This is a genomic window from Streptomyces sp. NPDC008079 (genome assembly GCF_042957385.1).
GTDB lineage: Bacteria > Actinomycetota > Actinomycetes > Streptomycetales > Streptomycetaceae > Actinacidiphila.
This window is the reverse complement of the sequence record NZ_JBIBIC010000002.1, coordinates 394,532-410,610: the sequence shown is the minus strand read 5'-3', so window position 1 is coordinate 410,610 and position 16,079 is coordinate 394,532. Positions and strand designations below refer to the sequence as shown.

Annotated in this window: 13 protein-coding genes; 2 read left to right on the top strand and 11 right to left on the bottom strand. The window is 70.8% G+C overall.

The annotated features are described in order from the left end of the window. Window positions 1-2 precede the first annotated feature (2 nt). From ACFZAM_RS08800 to uvrA, 8 genes are all read right to left on the bottom strand, one after another. On the bottom strand, window positions 3-1,226 hold the full coding sequence (locus ACFZAM_RS08800; protein ID WP_355333897.1) for a phosphoglycerate kinase: 1,224 nt from the start codon (window positions 1,224-1,226) through the stop codon (window positions 3-5). 143 nt (window positions 1,227-1,369) lie between these two features. Next, complete coding sequence (gene gap / locus ACFZAM_RS08795) at window positions 1,370-2,374, bottom strand: type I glyceraldehyde-3-phosphate dehydrogenase (RefSeq protein ID WP_355333900.1); 1,005 nt, start codon at window positions 2,372-2,374, stop codon at window positions 1,370-1,372. Between the two features lie 179 nt (window positions 2,375-2,553). Continuing rightward, window positions 2,554-3,531, bottom strand: coding sequence for a DNA-binding protein WhiA (gene whiA / locus ACFZAM_RS08790; protein WP_188284204.1), 978 nt, complete (start codon window positions 3,529-3,531; stop codon window positions 2,554-2,556). Continuing rightward, window positions 3,522-4,526 carry a uridine diphosphate-N-acetylglucosamine-binding protein YvcK gene (gene yvcK / locus ACFZAM_RS08785; RefSeq protein WP_355333903.1) on the bottom strand — a complete coding sequence of 335 codons (1,005 nt, stop codon included), beginning with the start codon at window positions 4,524-4,526 and terminating at the stop codon, window positions 3,522-3,524. The genes whiA and yvcK overlap by 10 nt, the downstream gene beginning before the upstream one ends. 2 nt (window positions 4,527-4,528) lie before the next feature. Further along, window positions 4,529-5,455: an RNase adapter RapZ gene (gene rapZ, locus ACFZAM_RS08780; protein ID WP_355333906.1), complete on the bottom strand. Its 927-nt coding sequence runs from the start codon at window positions 5,453-5,455 to the stop codon at window positions 4,529-4,531. Beyond that, the gene (uvrC, locus tag ACFZAM_RS08775; protein WP_391044085.1) at window positions 5,452-7,542 is read right to left on the bottom strand and encodes an excinuclease ABC subunit UvrC; all 2,091 of its coding nucleotides are present in this window, start codon (window positions 7,540-7,542) and stop codon (window positions 5,452-5,454) included. The genes rapZ and uvrC overlap by 4 nt, the downstream gene beginning before the upstream one ends. A 113-nt stretch (window positions 7,543-7,655) precedes the next feature. Beyond that, window positions 7,656-8,078 (bottom strand): Rieske (2Fe-2S) protein, encoded by a 423-nt coding sequence (locus ACFZAM_RS08770; protein WP_355333910.1) that lies wholly within the window; start codon window positions 8,076-8,078, stop codon window positions 7,656-7,658. Window positions 8,079-8,242: 164 nt separating this feature from the next. Then, the gene (uvrA, locus tag ACFZAM_RS08765) at window positions 8,243-11,233 is read right to left on the bottom strand and encodes an excinuclease ABC subunit UvrA (RefSeq protein WP_391044083.1); all 2,991 of its coding nucleotides are present in this window, start codon (window positions 11,231-11,233) and stop codon (window positions 8,243-8,245) included. Window positions 11,234-11,447: 214 nt separating this feature from the next. Between uvrA and ACFZAM_RS08760 the strand changes: the two genes are divergently transcribed. Together ACFZAM_RS08760 and ACFZAM_RS08755 are read left to right on the top strand one after the other, a co-directional pair. Further along, window positions 11,448-12,176: a maleylpyruvate isomerase family mycothiol-dependent enzyme gene (locus ACFZAM_RS08760; protein ID WP_391044080.1), complete on the top strand. Its 729-nt coding sequence runs from the start codon at window positions 11,448-11,450 to the stop codon at window positions 12,174-12,176. 26 nt (window positions 12,177-12,202) lie between these two features. Continuing rightward, the gene (locus ACFZAM_RS08755; RefSeq protein ID WP_391044077.1) at window positions 12,203-12,859 is read left to right on the top strand and encodes an MBL fold metallo-hydrolase; all 657 of its coding nucleotides are present in this window, start codon (window positions 12,203-12,205) and stop codon (window positions 12,857-12,859) included. Between the two features lie 111 nt (window positions 12,860-12,970). On the opposite strand, the gene ACFZAM_RS08750 is transcribed toward ACFZAM_RS08755, so the two are convergent. The 3 genes from ACFZAM_RS08750 to ACFZAM_RS08740 all read right to left on the bottom strand — a co-directional run bounded on the left by ACFZAM_RS08750 (window position 12,971) and on the right by ACFZAM_RS08740 (window position 15,958). Continuing rightward, window positions 12,971-13,657 (bottom strand): DUF3761 domain-containing protein, encoded by a 687-nt coding sequence (locus tag ACFZAM_RS08750; protein ID WP_355333922.1) that lies wholly within the window; start codon window positions 13,655-13,657, stop codon window positions 12,971-12,973. Window positions 13,658-13,758: 101 nt separating this feature from the next. Then, complete coding sequence (locus ACFZAM_RS08745) at window positions 13,759-14,793, bottom strand: cytochrome c oxidase assembly protein (RefSeq protein WP_391044282.1); 1,035 nt, start codon at window positions 14,791-14,793, stop codon at window positions 13,759-13,761. Between the two features lie 166 nt (window positions 14,794-14,959). Then, on the bottom strand, window positions 14,960-15,958 hold the full coding sequence (locus ACFZAM_RS08740) for a TerC family protein (protein WP_355333925.1): 999 nt from the start codon (window positions 15,956-15,958) through the stop codon (window positions 14,960-14,962). Window positions 15,959-16,079: the final 121 nt, after the last annotated feature.

The following is a 16,079-nucleotide window of genomic DNA, read 5'->3' as shown; positions in this document are numbered from 1 at the left end:
GCTCACTTCTCCAGTGCGGCAAGGCCGGGGAGCGTCTTGCCCTCGAGGTATTCCAGGCTCGCGCCGCCGCCGGTGGAAATATGGCCGAAAGCGTTCTCGTCGAAGCCGAGGATGCGGACGGCCGCGGCCGAGTCGCCGCCGCCGACCACGGTGAACGCGTCGGAGTCGATCAGCGCCTGGGCGACCGCGCGGGTGCCGTCGGCGTAGTCCGGGTGCTCGAAGACGCCCATCGGGCCGTTCCAGAAGATGGTGGCGGCGTCGGCGAGCTTGGCGGCGAAGAGCTTGCGGGACTCGGGGCCGATGTCCAGGCCGATCACGTCCGCGGGGATCGCGTCCACCGGCGCGTTGACCGGCGAGGACGGCGCCTTGGTCTTCAGGTCGGGGAACTCGGTGGCGCCGACGACGTCGACCGGCAGGACGAATTCCACACCCTTGGCCTTGGCGCGCTCCAGGTACTCCTTGACCACGGGGATCTGGTCCTCCTGGAGCAGGCTCTTGCCGACCTCGTGGCCCTGGGCCTTGAGGAAGGTGAAGACCATGCCGCCGCCGACCAGGATGCGGTCGGCCTTGTCCAGCAGGTGGTCGATGACGCCGAGCTTGTCGGAGACCTTGGAGCCGCCGAGCACCACCGCGTAGGGGCGGGAGACGTCCTCGGTGAGCTTCTTCAGGACGCCGACCTCGGTGGCGATCAGTCCGCCCGCGGCGTGCGGGAGGCGGGCCGGGAGGTCGTACACCGAGGCGTGCTTGCGGTGCACCGCTCCGAAGCCGTCGCCGACGTAGGTGTCGGCCAGCTCCGCGAGCCGGTCGGCGAAGGCGCCGCGCTCGGCGTCGTCCTTGCTGGTCTCGCCCGCGTTGAAGCGCAGGTTCTCCAGGAGCGCGACCTGGCCGTCGGCCAGGCCCGCCACGGTGGCCGCGGCGCTCTCGCCGACGGTGTCGGCGGCGAACACCACCTCGTGACGGCCTTCGCCGAGCAGCTCGCCCAGGCGCGCGGCGACCGGCGCGAGCGAGAACTTCGGGTCGGGCTCGCCCTTGGGGCGGCCGAGGTGCGAGGCCACGATCACCTTGGCGCCCGCCTCGGCGAGCTTGGTGATGGTGGGGACGGCGGCGCGGATCCGGCCGTCGTCGGTGATGCGCTCCCCGTCGAGCGGGACGTTGAGGTCGGCGCGGACGAACACCCGCTTGCCGGCGATCCGCCCCTCGCTGATCAGGTCGTCGATCGTCTTCATCTGTACGGTCTCCTACGGGTACGGCTGCGGGTACTGACGGGTACGGGACTGCGGAGTGGGCAAGGGACAGGGCCCGGACCGGCGCTTCGTCGCACCCGTCCGGACCCTGTCGCTCACATCGCTGTGCGTCGGCCGCTACGGCGTCAGAGCTGGCCGCCGACGAAGACCGTGAGGTCCACGAGGCGGTTGGAGTAGCCCCACTCGTTGTCGTACCAGCCGATGACCTTGACCGTCTTGCCCTGGACCATGGTCAGGGAGGAGTCGAAGGTGCAGGAGGCCGGCCAGTTGACGATGTCCGAGGAGACGATCGGGTCCTCGGTGTACTCCAGCAGGCCCTTGAGCTGACCCTCGGACGCCTTCTGGAAGGCGGCGTTGACCTCGTCCTTGGTGACCTCGCGCTCGAGGTCGACGACCAGGTCGGTGACCGAGCCGGTGGGGACCGGGACGCGCATCGCGATGCCGTCCAGCTTGCCCGCCAGCTCGGGGATGACCAGCGCGGTGGCCTTCGCGGCACCCGTGGTGGTCGGGATGATGTTCTCCGCGGCGGCGCGGGCGCGGCGCAGGTCCTTGTGCGGGAAGTCCAGGATGCGCTGGTCGTTGGTGTACGCGTGGACCGTCGTCATCAGGCCCTTGACGATGCCGAAGTTCTCCAGCAGCACCTTCGCCATCGGCGCCACACAGTTCGTGGTGCACGAGGCGTTGGAGATGATGTGGTGGTTCGCGGCGTCGTACTTGTCCTGGTTGACGCCCATCACGATCGTGATGTCCTCGCCGGTGGCGGGCGCCGAGATGATGACCTTCTTGGCACCGCCCGCGATGTGCTTGCCCGCGTCGGCGGCCTTGGTGAAGATGCCGGTCGACTCGATGACGACGTCGACGCCCAGCTCGCCCCACGCGATGGCGGCGGGGTCGCGCTCGGCGAGCACCTTGATGGTCTTGCCGTCGACGGTGATGGAGTCCGCGGTGTGGGTGACCTCGGCCTTGAGGCGGCCGAGGATGGTGTCGTACTTCAGCAGGTGCGCCGTCGTCGCGGTGTCACCCAGGTCGTTGACAGCCACGATCTCGATGTCCGCACCCTGCTCCAAGGCGGCGCGGAAGAAGTTACGACCGATGCGGCCAAAGCCGTTGATGCCTACCCGGATCGTCACGAACCGATCTCCTCGCTCATTCGCCGGAGCCCTCTCCGGCTGCGAAATATGGGATGTCCCCGACCAGGGACGAGCCTACCCGGCCAGGGGCGCGGAGGTGACATCGGGCCGAGGCCCCTCCGCCTCCGCCCCGTCCGCCGCCGCGCGCGTGCCGGCCGGGCCTGTCCGGCGGACAGGCCCTAGCCGACCATCTCGTCGGTGAGGTTGGCGTCGGTGCCGGGCAGGCCGAGGTCCGAGGCGCGCTTGTCGGCCATGGCCAGCAGGCGGCGGATCCGGCCGGCGACCGCGTCCTTGGTCAGCGGCGGCTCGGCGAGGGAGCCCAGCTCCTCCAGGGAGGCCTGCTTGTGGTCCATGCGCAGGCGCCCGGCCGCGGCGAGGTGTTCCGGTACGTCGTCGCCGAGGATCTCCAGCGCGCGCTGCACACGGGCTCCGGCGGCGACGGCGGCGCGGGCCGACCTGCGCAGGTTGGCGTCGTCGAAGTTGGCGAGCCGGTTGGCGGTGGCCCGGACCTCGCGGCGCATGCGGCGCTCTTCCCAGGCGAGCACTGAGTCGTGGGCGCCGAGCCGGGTCAGCAGCGCGCCGATCGCGTCGCCGTCCCGTACCACCACGCGGTCCACATTGCGGACCTCGCGGGCCTTGGCGGGGATCTGGAGGCGGCGGGCGGCGCCGACCAGGGCCAGGGCGGCCTCGGGCCCCGGGCAGGTGACCTCCAGCGACGAGGAGCGGCCGGGCTCGGTGAGCGAGCCGTGCGCGAGGAAGGCACCGCGCCAGGCGGCCTCCGCGTCGCAGGTGGCGCCGGAGACGACCTGCGGGGGCAGGCCGCGGATCGGCCGGCCGCGGCCGTCCACCAGGCCGGTCTGCCGGGCGAGCTGGTCGCCGCCCGCCACCACGCGCACCACGTACCTGCTGCCCCTGCGCAGCCCGCCGGGCGCCATCACCACCAGGTCGGAGGAGTGCCCGAAGATCTCCAGGATGTCCTTGCGCAGCCGCCTGGCCGCGATCCCGGTGTCCAGCTCCGCCTCGATCACGATCCGGCCGCTCACCAGGTGGAGGCCGCCGGCGAACCGCAGGATCGACGAGACCTCCGCCTTCCGGCAGCAGGTCCGGGTGACGGGAAGCCGGGAGATCTCATCCTTCACCGCTGCCGTCATCGCCATGGGCCGATCCTTCCACGCATACGAAAAATCCTGTCATACGCGGCGGCCAACAGCTCCGGGTCGTGCCGCGGCCCGTCGGGGGCGGCGACCGGTGCCAGCTCGACCGTGCCGCCCAACCGCTGTGCGGCCTCGGAGAGGCTGTCACGGTCGGGTACGGCGGCCTCGTCGGCGAGAACCACGTCGATGGTGAGTTTAGGGGCGTGTCGGGCCAAAACCTCCAAGTGACGCTGCGGAGAAAATCCGTCGGTCTCACCTGGTTGCGGCGCGAGGTTCAGCGTGAGGACCCGGCGCGCCCTGGTCGTCATGAGGGCGTCGACCAGCTCGGGGACGAGCAGATGCGGGATCACCGAGGAGAACCAGGAGCCGGGGCCGAGCACCACCCAGTCCGCGTCGAGGACCGCCTGCACGGCCTCGGGAACGGCGGGCGGATCGGCCGGGACGACCTGCACTTCCTGCACCTCACCGGGGGTGAGGGCGACCGTGGCCTGGCCGCGGACGGTGCTGATCTCGTCGGGCCTGTCGGGGTCGTGGCCGCGGACGATGGCGTGCAGGTCGAGTGGGACCGCGGACATCGGCAGCACCCTGCCGTGGGCGCCCAGCAGCCGCCCGACCCACTCCAGCGCGGCGACCTCGTCGTTGAGCTGTTCCCACAGCGCGACGATCAGCAGATTGCCGACCGCGTGCCCGTGCAGATCACCCTCGCTGGTGAAGCGGTGCTGGACCACTCGGGCCCATGTGCGCCCCCATTCGTCGTCCCCGCAGAGCGCGGCGAGCGCCTTGCGGAGGTCTCCCGGCGGCAGTACGCCCATCTCCTGGCGGAGTCTGCCGCTGGAGCCGCCGTCGTCCGCGACGGTGACCACCGCGGTCAGATCGCCGGTGATCCGGCGCAGTGCGGCGAGGGAGGCGGCCAGGCCGTGTCCCCCGCCGAGGGCGACCACCTTGGGCGGCACCCCGGCGCGGCGGCCCGTACCCCGGCGCCGCCGCCGACCCGTCATGATCACTCGCGCCCCATGTCCCTGTGCACTGTCACGGTCTCCACCCCATCCGCGGCCAGCCGTGCGGCCAGCCGTTCCGACATCGCCACGCTGCGGTGCTTGCCGCCCGTGCAGCCGACCGCGATCGTCACGTACCGCTTGCCCTCGCGCCGGTATCCGGCGGCGATGATGTGCAGCAACTCGGCGTAGCGGTCGAGGAATTCCTTCGCGCCCGGCTGGTTGAACACATACTGCGCCACCTCGTCGTTGAGCCCGGTGAAGGGCCGCAGCTCCGGCACCCAGTGCGGGTTGGGCAGGAAGCGGCAGTCCACCACCAGGTCGGCGTCGACGGGCAGGCCGTACTTGAATCCGAACGACATGACCGTGGCCCGGAGTTCCGGCTCCTCCTCGCCCGCGAACTGGGCGTCCAGCTTGGCGCGCAGCTCGTGCACGTTGAGGCTGGAGGTGTCGATCACCAGGTCGGCGTCGCCGCGCAGCTCGCGCAGCAGGTCGCGCTCGGCCGCGATGCCGTCCACGATCCGGCCCGAGCCCTGGAGCGGGTGCGGCCGGCGGACCGACTCGAAGCGGCGGACCAGGGCCTCGTCTGAGGCTTCCAGATAGATGATCCGGCGCTTGACGCTGCGGGTCGCCAGGTCGGCGAGGGACTCGCGCAGATTGTCGAAGAAGCGGCGTCCGCGGACGTCCACGACCACGGCGATCCGGGCGACGTTGCCCTGCGAGCGCGCGCCGAGATCCACCATGGTGGGGATCAGCGCGGGCGGCAGATTGTCCACCACGAACCAGCCGAGGTCCTCAAGACACTTGGCCGCGGTGCTGCGGCCCGCTCCGGACATGCCGGAGATGATCACCAGTTCGGGGATGGCCTCCACGGCCTCCCCCGCTCCGCCGGTTGTCACGTGCGTTCCGTCCTGTTCGTCCTGGTCGCTCATGTGCTGATCCCCCGATGGTGGGACGGGTCCGCCCCGGGCGGGGTCCCGTCGGCCTCTTCGATGATCTCTCCTGTCGCGGTGTTCACCGCGGGTGCGGCCGGAGCCGCGGCTGCCAGGGTCGCCGCGACCGTCTCCGCCGTACGGCGGCCGATCCCCGGGACCTCGCAGATCTCCTCGATCGTCGCCGCCCGGAGCCGTTTCAGCGAGCCGAAGTGCTTCAGCAGCGCCTGCCTGCGGGTCTCGCCGAGCCCCGGCACGGAGTCCAGCGCGCCGGCCTTCATCGACTTGGAGCGCTTGCTGCGCTGGTACGAGATCGCGAACCGGTGCGCCTCGTCGCGGACCCGCTGGAGCAGGTACAGGCCCTCGCTGGAGCGCGGCAGGATCACCGGGTCGTCGTCGCCGGGCAGCCAGACCTCTTCCAGGCGCTTGGCGAGGCCGCACACGGCGACGTCGTCTATGCCCAGCTCCTCCAGCGCGCGCCGGGCGGCGGCCACCTGCGGCTGTCCGCCGTCGACCACGACGAGCTGCGGCGGGTACGCGAATTTGCGCGGCCGTCCGGTGTCGGGGTCGATGGGGCCGGACGCCTGTTCCTCGTGGTCCAGGGGAACATCGCCGTGGTTCGCGGGGACCTCGCCGGACTCGCCCTCCCACTCGCCGGTCTTCTGCTTCTCCAGCAGATAGCGGCGGAAGCGGCGGGAGATCACCTCGTGCATCGACCGGACGTCGTCCTGCCCGGCGAAGGACTTGATCTGGAAGCGGCGGTACTCGCTCTTGCGGGCCAGGCCGTCCTCGAAGACCACCATGGACGCGACCACGTCGTCGCCCTGGAGGTGGCTGATGTCGTAGCACTCGATCCGCAGCGGCGCGGTGTCGAGGTCGAGCGCGGCGGCGATCTCCTCCAGCGCGCGGGAGCGGGTGGTGAGGTCGGAGGCGCGCTTGGTCTTGTGCAGCGCGAGGGCGTGCTGCGCGTTGCGCTGCACGGTGGCCATCAGGTCCTTCTTGTCGCCGCGCTGCGGTACGCGCAGGCTGACGTGCGAGCCGCGGCGGTCGCTCAGCCACTGCGCGACCGGCTCCGACGGTGCGGGCAGCGCCGGGACCAGCACCTCCTTGGGCACACCGCCGCTGCCGCCGGAGCGCTCGGCGTCGCCGCGCTCGTCGCCGTAGAGCTGCTGGAGGGCGTGCTCGACCAGGCCCGCGGTGTCGACCGCCTCGACCTTGTCGGTGACCCAACCGCGCTGGCCGCGGACCCGGCCGCCGCGTACGTGGAAGATCTGCACGGCGGCTTCCAGCTCGTCCTCGGCGACGGCGATCAGGTCGGCGTCGGTGGCGTCGGCGAGCACCACCGCGTTCTTCTCCATGGCGCGGCGCAGCGCCTCCAGGTCGTCCCGCAGCCGGGCGGCCTGCTCGTACTCCATCTCGCTCGCCGCGTCCTTCATGCGCTGTTCCAGGCGGCGCAGGTAGGTGCCGGTGTGTCCGGCCATGAAGTCGCAGAATTCCTCGGCCAGTTCGCGGTGGTCGTCGGCGCTGATCCGGCCGACGCAGGGCGCGGAGCACTTGCCGATGTAGCCGAGCAGACAGGGGCGGCCGATCTGCGCGGAGCGCTTGAAGACCCCGGCGGAGCAGGTGCGGACCGGGAAGACCCGCAGCAGCAGGTCGACGGTCTCGCGGATCGCCCAGGCGTGCGCGTACGGACCGAAGTAGCGCACGCCCTTGCGCTTGGGGCCGCGCATGACCTGCACGCGCGGGAACTCCTCGTTCATCGTCACCGCGAGGGACGGATAGCTCTTGTCGTCGCGGTACTTGACGTTGAACCGCGGGTCGAACTCCTTGATCCAGGAGTATTCGAGCTGGAGCGCCTCCACCTCGGTGGAGACCACCGTCCACTCGACGGCCGCCGCGGTGGTCACCATCGTGGCGGTCCGCTGGTGGAGGTTGGTGATGTCCTGGAAGTACGAGGAAAGCCGCTGGCGCAGGCTCTTCGCCTTGCCGACGTAGATCACCCGACCGTGCTCGTCCCGGAACTTGTAGACCCCCGGGGAGTCGGGGATCTGGCCCGGCTTCGGTCGGTAGCTGCTGGGGTCCGCCATGTCTCCCACCCTACTGGCGGGATGCGACATTCCCGGGCCAGGCCGGGCAGTGCCGACCGGTGCGGATACCGGCGGGCGGGACCGCCGGTTCGCGGGTGCCGGACTGCCGGTGGTCAGCTCGCCGGACCGGCGGTGAGCTTGCCGCCGGAGGCGGTGACCTGCACGGCGGGCAGCGGCTTGGTCGCCGGGCCCTGGAGCACGGCGCCGGTGTCCGCGTCGAACTGGCTGCCGTGGCAGGCGCAGGTGATCGTCGTGCCGTCCACCGAGGTGACGACGCAGCCCGCGTGCGTGCAGACCGCGCTGAACGCCTTGAAGGTGCCCTCCTTCGGCTGCGCCACGACCACCTTGTCGTTCCGGTAGAGCTTGGCGCCGCCGACCGGTACCTCGGTGGCGGCGCCCAACTCCACGGCTTTGGCGGGCCCGTCGGACGAACCGCCGCCGGAGCCGCCGCACGCGGTGAGGCCGAACCCGGCGGCTCCGGCCAGGGCCGCGCCTCGCAGGACGGTACGGCGGCAGGCGGGCAGTTCGGTGGTCATGTGCGCTCCAGGTCGGGGAGGTGGGGAGGTCTCGCGACCCGTAACCCTACGTCCCCCACCTGTCCGCTTCCTCTGTGCCACTCCCGGACGGCCACTGCCTGACGACCGCGCCTCGACGGCGTGCCGCCGCGCCCGCGCCGACCCGTCCTTGACCTTCCGCGGTGCTACGCCTTGCCCGCCGTCCGCTTGCGCGGCGCCGGGGTCTTCTTCGCGGCGGCCGTCGTGCCCTTCTTGGCCGCGGCGGCCGTCCCCGTGGCCTTCTTGGGGGCGGGCACCCGCTTCTTGGGCGCGGGCACCGACGCGTCGCTGATCCGCTCCGCGCCCAGGACGTCCCGCAGGAACTTGCCGGTGTGGCTGGCCGGGACGGCCGCGATCTGCTCGGGGGTGCCCTCGGCGACGACCAGTCCGCCGCCGTTGCCGCCCTCGGGGCCCATGTCGACCACCCAGTCGGCGGTCTTGATGACATCGAGATTGTGCTCGATGACGATCACAGTGTTGCCCTTGTCGACCAGGCCCTGGAGCACCTTGATCAGCTTGCTGATGTCCTCGAAGTGCAGACCGGTGGTCGGCTCGTCCAGGACGTAGACCGTACGGCCGGTGGAGCGCTTCTGGAGCTCGGAGGCGAGCTTCACGCGCTGCGCCTCGCCGCCGGACAGCGTCGGCGCGGACTGCCCCAGGCGTACGTATCCCAGGCCGACCTCGTAGAGCGTGCGCAGGTGCCGGGCGATGGCGGGCACCGCCTCGAAGAAGTCCAGTGCCTCCTCGATCGGCATCTCCAGCACCTCGGCGATGGACTTGCCCTTGTAGTGCACTTCCAGCGTCTCGCGGTTGTAGCGGGCGCCGTGGCAGACCTCGCACGGGACGTAGACGTCCGGCAGGAAGTTCATCTCGATCTTGATCGTGCCGTCGCCCGAGCAGTTCTCGCAGCGACCGCCCTTGACGTTGAAGGAGAAGCGGCCGGGCAGATAGCCGCGGACCTTCGCCTCCATCGTCTCCGCGAAGAGCCGCCGCACATGGTCGAAGACACCGGTGTACGTGGCCGGGTTGGAGCGCGGGGTGCGGCCGATCGGCGACTGGTCGACGTGCACGACCTTGTCCACCAGGTCGTCGCCGTCCACCCGGGTGTGCCGGCCGGGGACGCTGCGCGCCCCGTTCAGCTCGCGGGCCAGGTGGGTGTAGAGGATGTCGTTGACCAGCGTCGACTTGCCGGAGCCGGAGACGCCGGTGACGGCGGTGAGCACTCCGAGCGGGAAGGACACGTCGATGTCCTGGAGATTGTGCTCGCGGGCGCCGTGCACCGTCAGCCGCCGCTTGCGGTCGATCGGGCGGCGTACGTCGGGGGTGACGATGACGCGCTTGCCCGAGAGGTACTGCCCGGTCAGCGACTCCTCGTTGACCAGCAACTCCTTCAGCGAGCCGGAGTGCACCACCTTGCCGCCGTGCTCACCGGCGCCGGGGCCGATGTCGACCACCCAGTCGGCGGTCTTGATGGTGTCCTCGTCGTGCTCGACGACGATCAGCGTGTTGCCCAGGTCGCGCAGCCGTACCAGGGTCTCGATCAGCCGGTGGTTGTCGCGCTGGTGCAGGCCGATCGACGGCTCGTCCAGCACGTACAGCACGCCGACCAGGCCCGAGCCGATCTGGGTGGCGAGCCGGATGCGCTGGGCCTCGCCGCCGGACAGGGTGCCCGCGGCGCGGTTGAGCGAGAGGTAGTCCAGGCCGACGTCGACCAGGAACTTCAGCCGTTCGTTGACCTCCTTGAGCACCCGCTCGGCGATCTTCTTGTCGCGGGCGTCCAGCTTCATCCCGCCGAGGAACTCGGCGCAGTCGCTGATCGACATGGCGGAGACGTCCGCGATGGAGCGGTCCTGGACGGTGACGGCCAGCACGATCGGCTTGAGCCTGCTGCCGTGGCAGGTGGGGCAGGGCACCTCGCGCATGTACCCCTCGAAGCGCTCCCGGCTGGAGTCGCTCTCGGAGTCCTGGTGCCGCCGCTTCACGAACGGGATGGCACCCTCGAAATGCGCGTTGTACGCGCGCTCGCGGCCGTACCTGTTCTTGTACGCGACCCTGACCTCGGCCTTGTGGCCGTAGAGCAGCGCCTTCTTCGCGCGGGCGGGCAGCCCGGCCCAGGGGATGTCGGTCCTGAAGCCCAGCTCCCCCGCGAGACCTTCGACCAGCCGCTCGAAGTAGCCCTTGGACATGCCGCCGGTCCAGGGCGCGATGGCGCCCTCGGCCAGGGACTTCTCCTCGTCGGGGACGATCAGCTCCGGGTCGACCTCCATGCGGGAGCCGATGCCGGTGCAGTCGGGACAGGCGCCGAAGGGCGAGTTGAAGGAGAAGGAGCGCGGCTCCAGCTCCTCGAAGGACAGGTCGTCGTACGGGCAGTACAGGTGCTCGGAGAACATCCGCTCGCGCTGCGGGTCGTCCTCGGGCAGGTCGACGAAGTCCAGGATGACCATGCCGCCGGACAGGCCGAGCGCGGTCTCGACGGAGTCCGTGAGGCGGCGCTTGGCGCTGTCCTTCACCGTGAGGCGGTCGATGACCACCTCGATGGTGTGCTTCTCCTGCTTCTTCAGCTTGGGCGGGTCGGTGAGCTGGATCGTGGCCCCGTCGACCCGGGCACGGCTGTAGCCCTTGGTCTGGAGGTCGCCGAAGAGGTCCACGAATTCGCCCTTGCGCTCACGGACCAGCGGGGAGAGCACCTGGAAACGGCTGCCCTCCTCCAGCTCCAGCACCCGGTCGACGATGGCCTGCGGCGACTGCCGGGAGATCGGGCGGCCGCACTCGGGGCAGTGCGGCTTGCCGATCCTGGCGAAGAGCAGCCGGAGGTAGTCGTAGACCTCGGTGATGGTGCCCACCGTCGAGCGCGGGTTGCGCGAGGTGGACTTCTGGTCGATGGAGACCGCCGGGGACAGGCCCTCGATGAAGTCCACATCGGGCTTGTCCATCTGGCCGAGGAACTGGCGGGCGTAGGAGGAGAGCGACTCGACGTACCGGCGCTGCCCCTCGGCGAAGATCGTGTCGAAGGCGAGGGAGGACTTGCCCGATCCGGACAGCCCTGTGAACACGATGAGGGAGTCCCGCGGCAGGTCGAGCGACACGTTCTTCAGATTGTGCTCGCGAGCGCCACGGACGGTGAGTCGATCGGCCACGCCAGTGCGCACCTTTCATAGAGACGGGGGGAGAGTCGGCACCCCCAGTCAGCCTAAACGGGGTGCGCTCGGGTTTTCTTCCGGTTCGCCGCGTTCTCAGAAGTTGCGACACACCGACCATATAGCACGTGCATTCGATTTACGGGCGCGCTCTGACCACTTCACCCGATCGTGTGTCCTGCGCGAGCGCGGGGTGACGCGCTAGCGTCGGTACGTGACCGTCCAACGACCGGATCCCGTACTCGATGCGGTTGCCGTCCGGGAAGCCACCGACCGATTCGTCGCCGCGGTGTCCGCGCTCCCCGCCGACGGCGTCGCCGAACCCTCGCTGCTGCCCGGCTGGACCCGCGGGCATCTGCTGACCCATGTCGCCCGCAATGCCGACGCCCTGGCCAATCTGCTGATCTGGGCGGGGACCGGCGTGGAGACCCCGATGTACGCGGACGCGACGTCCCGCGACCGGGCCATCGAGGAGGGCGCGGGCCGTCCCCTCGACGACCACCTCGCCGATCTGCGGGCCTCGGCGGAGCGGTTCGAGCGGGCCGCCGCGCAGGTGCCGCCGTCGGGCTGGGCGACGCAGGTCACGCTGCGCTCCGGCCGGGTGATCGCCGCCGCCGAGGTCCCCTGGCGGCGGCTGGGCGAGGTGTGGCTGCACCTGGTCGACCTCGGCATCGGCCCCACCACCGCCGACCTGCCCGCCGACTTCGCCGCCCGTGAGCTGGCCTCCCTCGCCGACGGCCTCACCGGGCACGAGGGCATCGCCGCGGTCCGCCTGGAGGACACCGAGTCCGGCGCGTCCTGGACGATCGGCGCCGCCGCGGAACCCGACCTCACCGTCAGCGCCGCCACCCGCCCCCTGCTGGCCTGGGTCTCCGGCCGCGGCCCGTACGAGGGCCTGACCGTGACCCCCGACGGCCCGCTGCCCGTACTGCCTCCGCTCTAGGCACCCCGAACCTCTAGGCTGGCGGCATGGCGTACAGCGGAGAAGTGACGGTGGGCGGGACCCCCGACGTGCATGAACTGGAAGACCTGATCATCACCAAGGTCGCGGTCGGGCCGATGAACAACAACGCGTACGTGTTGCGCTGCCGGGCCACCGACGAGCAGCTTCTGATCGACGCGGCCAACGACGCGCAGACGCTGCTGGAGGTCGTCGGCGACGCCGGGCTCGGCGCCGTCGCGACCACCCACCAGCACGGCGACCACTGGCAGGCGCTGCGCGCGGTGATCGACGCGACCGGCGCGCGTACCTACGCGGGCCGCGAGGACACGGTGGGCATCCCGGTCCCCACCGATGTGGCGCTGGACGACGGCGACACCGTGACCTTCGGCCGCGTCAGCCTCACCGCGCGGCACCTGGTCGGCCACACCCCGGGCAGCATCGCCTTCGTCTACGACGACCCGCACGGCGCCCCGCACGTCTTCACCGGCGACTGCCTCTTCCCGGGCGGCGTCGGCAACACGCACGACGACCCGGCCGCCTTCACCTCGCTCCTCGACGACGTCACGGCCAAGCTCTTCGACGTGCTCCCGGACGAGACCTGGGTCTACCCCGGCCACGGCAACGACACGACCCTCGGCGCCGAGCGCCCCCACCTCAAGGAATGGCGCGAGCGCGGCTGGTAGCGGCCGGCGCGCACACCCCGGCCCGGCGGGGACGAGCAGCGGATTGCCGCCGGCTCGCCCCCGCCCCGCGCTCCCCCGGAGGTCCGTACGGTCGCCGTACGGCCGAGCGGGCTACTTGTACCAGACGGCCACGCCGTGGTGGTGCGAGCACGTGCCCCGGTGGTGCTGCGAGTAGGACAGCGTGCCGTCGTTGCAGAGGGCGGTGGCGCCGTCGTGGTCGTTGACCGGGGGCTCGGTGTACCCGACGGTCGGCTTCGGCTTCGGCTTGGGTTTCGGCTTGGGCTTCGGGGTCGGCTTGTGGGTGACGGTGGTGGGGCGGGGCTTGGGCGTCGCCTTGTGCGTGGCGGTCGGCGACGGCGCCGTGGTGCGGGTGACCGTGGGTGTGGGTGACGGCGCCGGGGTGCCGTCCGCGGGCGGGCAGATCTCGGCGATCTTGACGACGGCGAGGTCGACCGGGTCGGACAGCGCCGCGGGCCCCTGGCCGGGCTGCTGGAAGCACACCTTCCAGTCGCCGTCGGAGACCTGGGTGCGCTCGGCCCCCGTCGCGTCGTGCGCGGCGATCCGGGTGAACCCGGCGTCGTCGGCCATGGTGCGCGCGGCGAGCAGCGGCATCCCGGTCAGGTTGGGCAGTTGGCCGGTGAGCGCGGCCTGCGTGGTGGTGGGCGCGGCCGTGGGTGTGGCCGAGACCGAGGCGGCGGCGCCCGATATGTCGTCGGTCCCCCCGTCGCCGTCGCATCCCGCGAGCGCGAGCCCCGCGACGGCCAGTAAACAGGCAGCGGTGATGGCACGTTGACGCAATTTGTCCCCCCAGGACAGGTATGAGGGGGAGAGCGTGACACGCGCCGACTCGTGACGTGGTGCCCGTAACGCAGTTGTGACCCCGAGCCGCCGCGGACCGCTCAGCGACCGCGCCGCATGCGCTCGCCGACCTCGCCCTGATCGGTCTCCCACCAGGGGCGGGTCATCTCCGGAACGGGAGCGGCGGCGGGAGCGGCGGCGGACGCGGGGGCCTTTGTGGAGGCGGGCGCGGCAGAGGCACCGGCGGCGGCACCAGCACCGGCACCAGCACCAGCACCGGACATCGCGACGACGGCCTCGCGGTCCAGCCGCGCGTCGAGTTCCGCCGTCTTCTCCCGCTCGGCCCGCCACCACTCGAAGAAGACCAGGATCAGGAAGGGCAGCGCGACGAGTTCGGCGAGGGTGAGCATCAGGCCGCCGCCGAGCATCTGGTCGTGCTGGACGCTCGGCCCCCAGGAGCGCGGGTGCGCGGTGTACCAGTGCCCGGCCACCAGCGTGCCGCTGGTCATGACGACGATGCCGGGCACGGAGTCGAAGAGCCCGTCGAAGAAGACCAGCGCGGCCCTGACCGGATGGCCGCACCAGGACGGCAGCAGGTCCTGACGGCTGAGCATCGGCAGCACGAACAGGCAGCCGGTGAGCAGCAGTTGCAGGTGCATGAGCTGGAGCACGAGCCCGTTGCCGAGGGCGGTGGAGAAGTACGGCGTGAAGTAGATCGTCAGCTCGGAGGCGAGCACCAGCACCGAGCTGACCAGCGGATACATCAGCAGTCGTACCGTACGGCCGGTGAAGGCGCGGCGCAGCCGGCTGTCGGGTGCGGCGAGCGCGAGCGGGTCGCCGAGCGCCAGGCCGAGCGGGGCGAAGAGGTCGAGCAGGATGTTCTGCACGGCGGCGGGCCAGAACAGCACCCGGTCGTAGACGGCGAGCGAGGACATCGTCGCGACGACGAGGGTGCCGAGACCGAGGACGTAGAACGCGGCGGTGCGCCACAGCGGCCACCGCTCCCCCGCGCGCCGCTTGCGCCGTACGCCCAGCGCGTACGCGACGCCGAGCAGGACGACGGCGGTCAGCGCGACCGCGTCGAGCCGCCAGGCGTCGAAGAACCGCGCGCCGGTCAGCTCGGGAAGGACCACCATGCCGCTCGCCACCATCCGCGCCTTCCCACACGCCACGCACAACCGCTCCGTTACGAGGGCCACGGTAGCCCTCGTGACGGAGCGGTCTGCGCGAAGGGGTCGGTACGGAGGGGCCGGTACGGAGGGGGTTACGGAGGGGGTTACGGAGGGAGTGCGGAGGGACCGGTCAGCGGACCGGCGTCGCGGGGCGCTCCTCGTCCTCGGAGGCGGCGGCCTCGGCCTCCGCCTGCCGCTTGGAGGCGACCAGGCTGGTGGCGGTGGTGACCGCGAGGACGAGGACGATGACGCCGAGCGAGACGGGGATGGAGATCTCCGGCACGTGCACACCGGACTCGTGCAACGCGTGCAGCACCAGCTTGACGCCGATGAAGCCGAGGATCACCGACAGCCCGTACGACAGGTGGACCAGCTTCTTGAGCAGGCCGCCGATCAGGAAATAGAGCTGACGCAGGCCCATCAGGGCGAAGGCGTTGGCGGTGAAGACGATGTACGGGTCCTGGGTGAGGCCGAAGATCGCGGGGATCGAGTCGAGCGCGAAGAGCACGTCGGTGGTGCCGATGGCGAGCATCACGACGAGCATCGGCGTCATCAGCCGCTTGCCGTTCTCCGTGATGAACAGCCGGGTGCCGTGGTACTTGTCGGTGGACGGTACGCGCTTCTCGACCGCCTTGAGCAGCCGGTTCTCCTCGAATTCCTCGTCCTCGTCGTCCGAACGGGCGTCCTGGATGAGCTTCCAGGCGGTCCAGATGAGGAAGGCGCCGAAGATGTAGAAGACCCACGAGAAGCTGGCGATGATCGCCGCGCCGCCCGCGATGAACACCGCGCGGAGCACCAGCGCTATCAGCACGCCCACCAGCAGTACGCGCTGCTGGTACTGGGACGGCACCGCGAATTTGGACATGATCAGGACGAAGACGAAGAGGTTGTCGACGCTCAGCGACTTCTCGGTGATGTAACCGGCGAAGAACTCGCCCGCCGGCTGGCCGCCGGAGAAGACGAGCAGGCCGAGTCCGAAGAGCCCGGCGAGTACGACCCAGACGATCGTCCAGGCCCCTGCCTCCTTGACGGAGACGTCGTGCGGGGTGCGGCCGATGACGAAGTCAACGGCGATCAGGGCGATCAGTCCGGCGATGGTGAGCGCCCAGAGGGCGAGGGAGACATCCACAGGTCCTCCGGCAATTCGATACGGCAACTGTCAGCGTCGTCGCTGCCGGAGGTCCCCACCCCTTGAGTCCGTTCAGGGGAAGGTTTCACTCCGCACCAAGAACAGTACACGAATTGCCCAA

What these genes read in the sequence shown, in the direction of transcription:
- whiA (WP_188284204.1), bottom strand. Translation starts at nt 3,531, where the DNA reads ATGGCGATGACGGCAGCGGTGAAGGATGAGATCTCCCGGCTTCCCGTC.
- ACFZAM_RS08800 (WP_355333897.1), bottom strand. Translation starts at nt 1,226, where the DNA reads ATGAAGACGATCGACGACCTGATCAGCGAGGGGCGGATCGCCGGCAAG.
- ACFZAM_RS08755 (WP_391044077.1), top strand. Translation starts at nt 12,203, where the DNA reads ATGGCGTACAGCGGAGAAGTGACGGTGGGCGGGACCCCCGACGTGCAT.
- yvcK (WP_355333903.1), bottom strand. Translation starts at nt 4,526, where the DNA reads ATGACGGGTCGGCGGCGGCGCCGGGGTACGGGCCGCCGCGCCGGGGTG.
- uvrC (WP_391044085.1), bottom strand. Translation starts at nt 7,542, where the DNA reads ATGGCGGACCCCAGCAGCTACCGACCGAAGCCGGGCCAGATCCCCGAC.
- rapZ (WP_355333906.1), bottom strand. Translation starts at nt 5,455, where the DNA reads ATGAGCGACCAGGACGAACAGGACGGAACGCACGTGACAACCGGCGGA.
- ACFZAM_RS08745 (WP_391044282.1), bottom strand. Translation starts at nt 14,793, where the DNA reads ATGGTGGTCCTTCCCGAGCTGACCGGCGCGCGGTTCTTCGACGCCTGG.
- ACFZAM_RS08770 (WP_355333910.1), bottom strand. Translation starts at nt 8,078, where the DNA reads ATGACCACCGAACTGCCCGCCTGCCGCCGTACCGTCCTGCGAGGCGCG.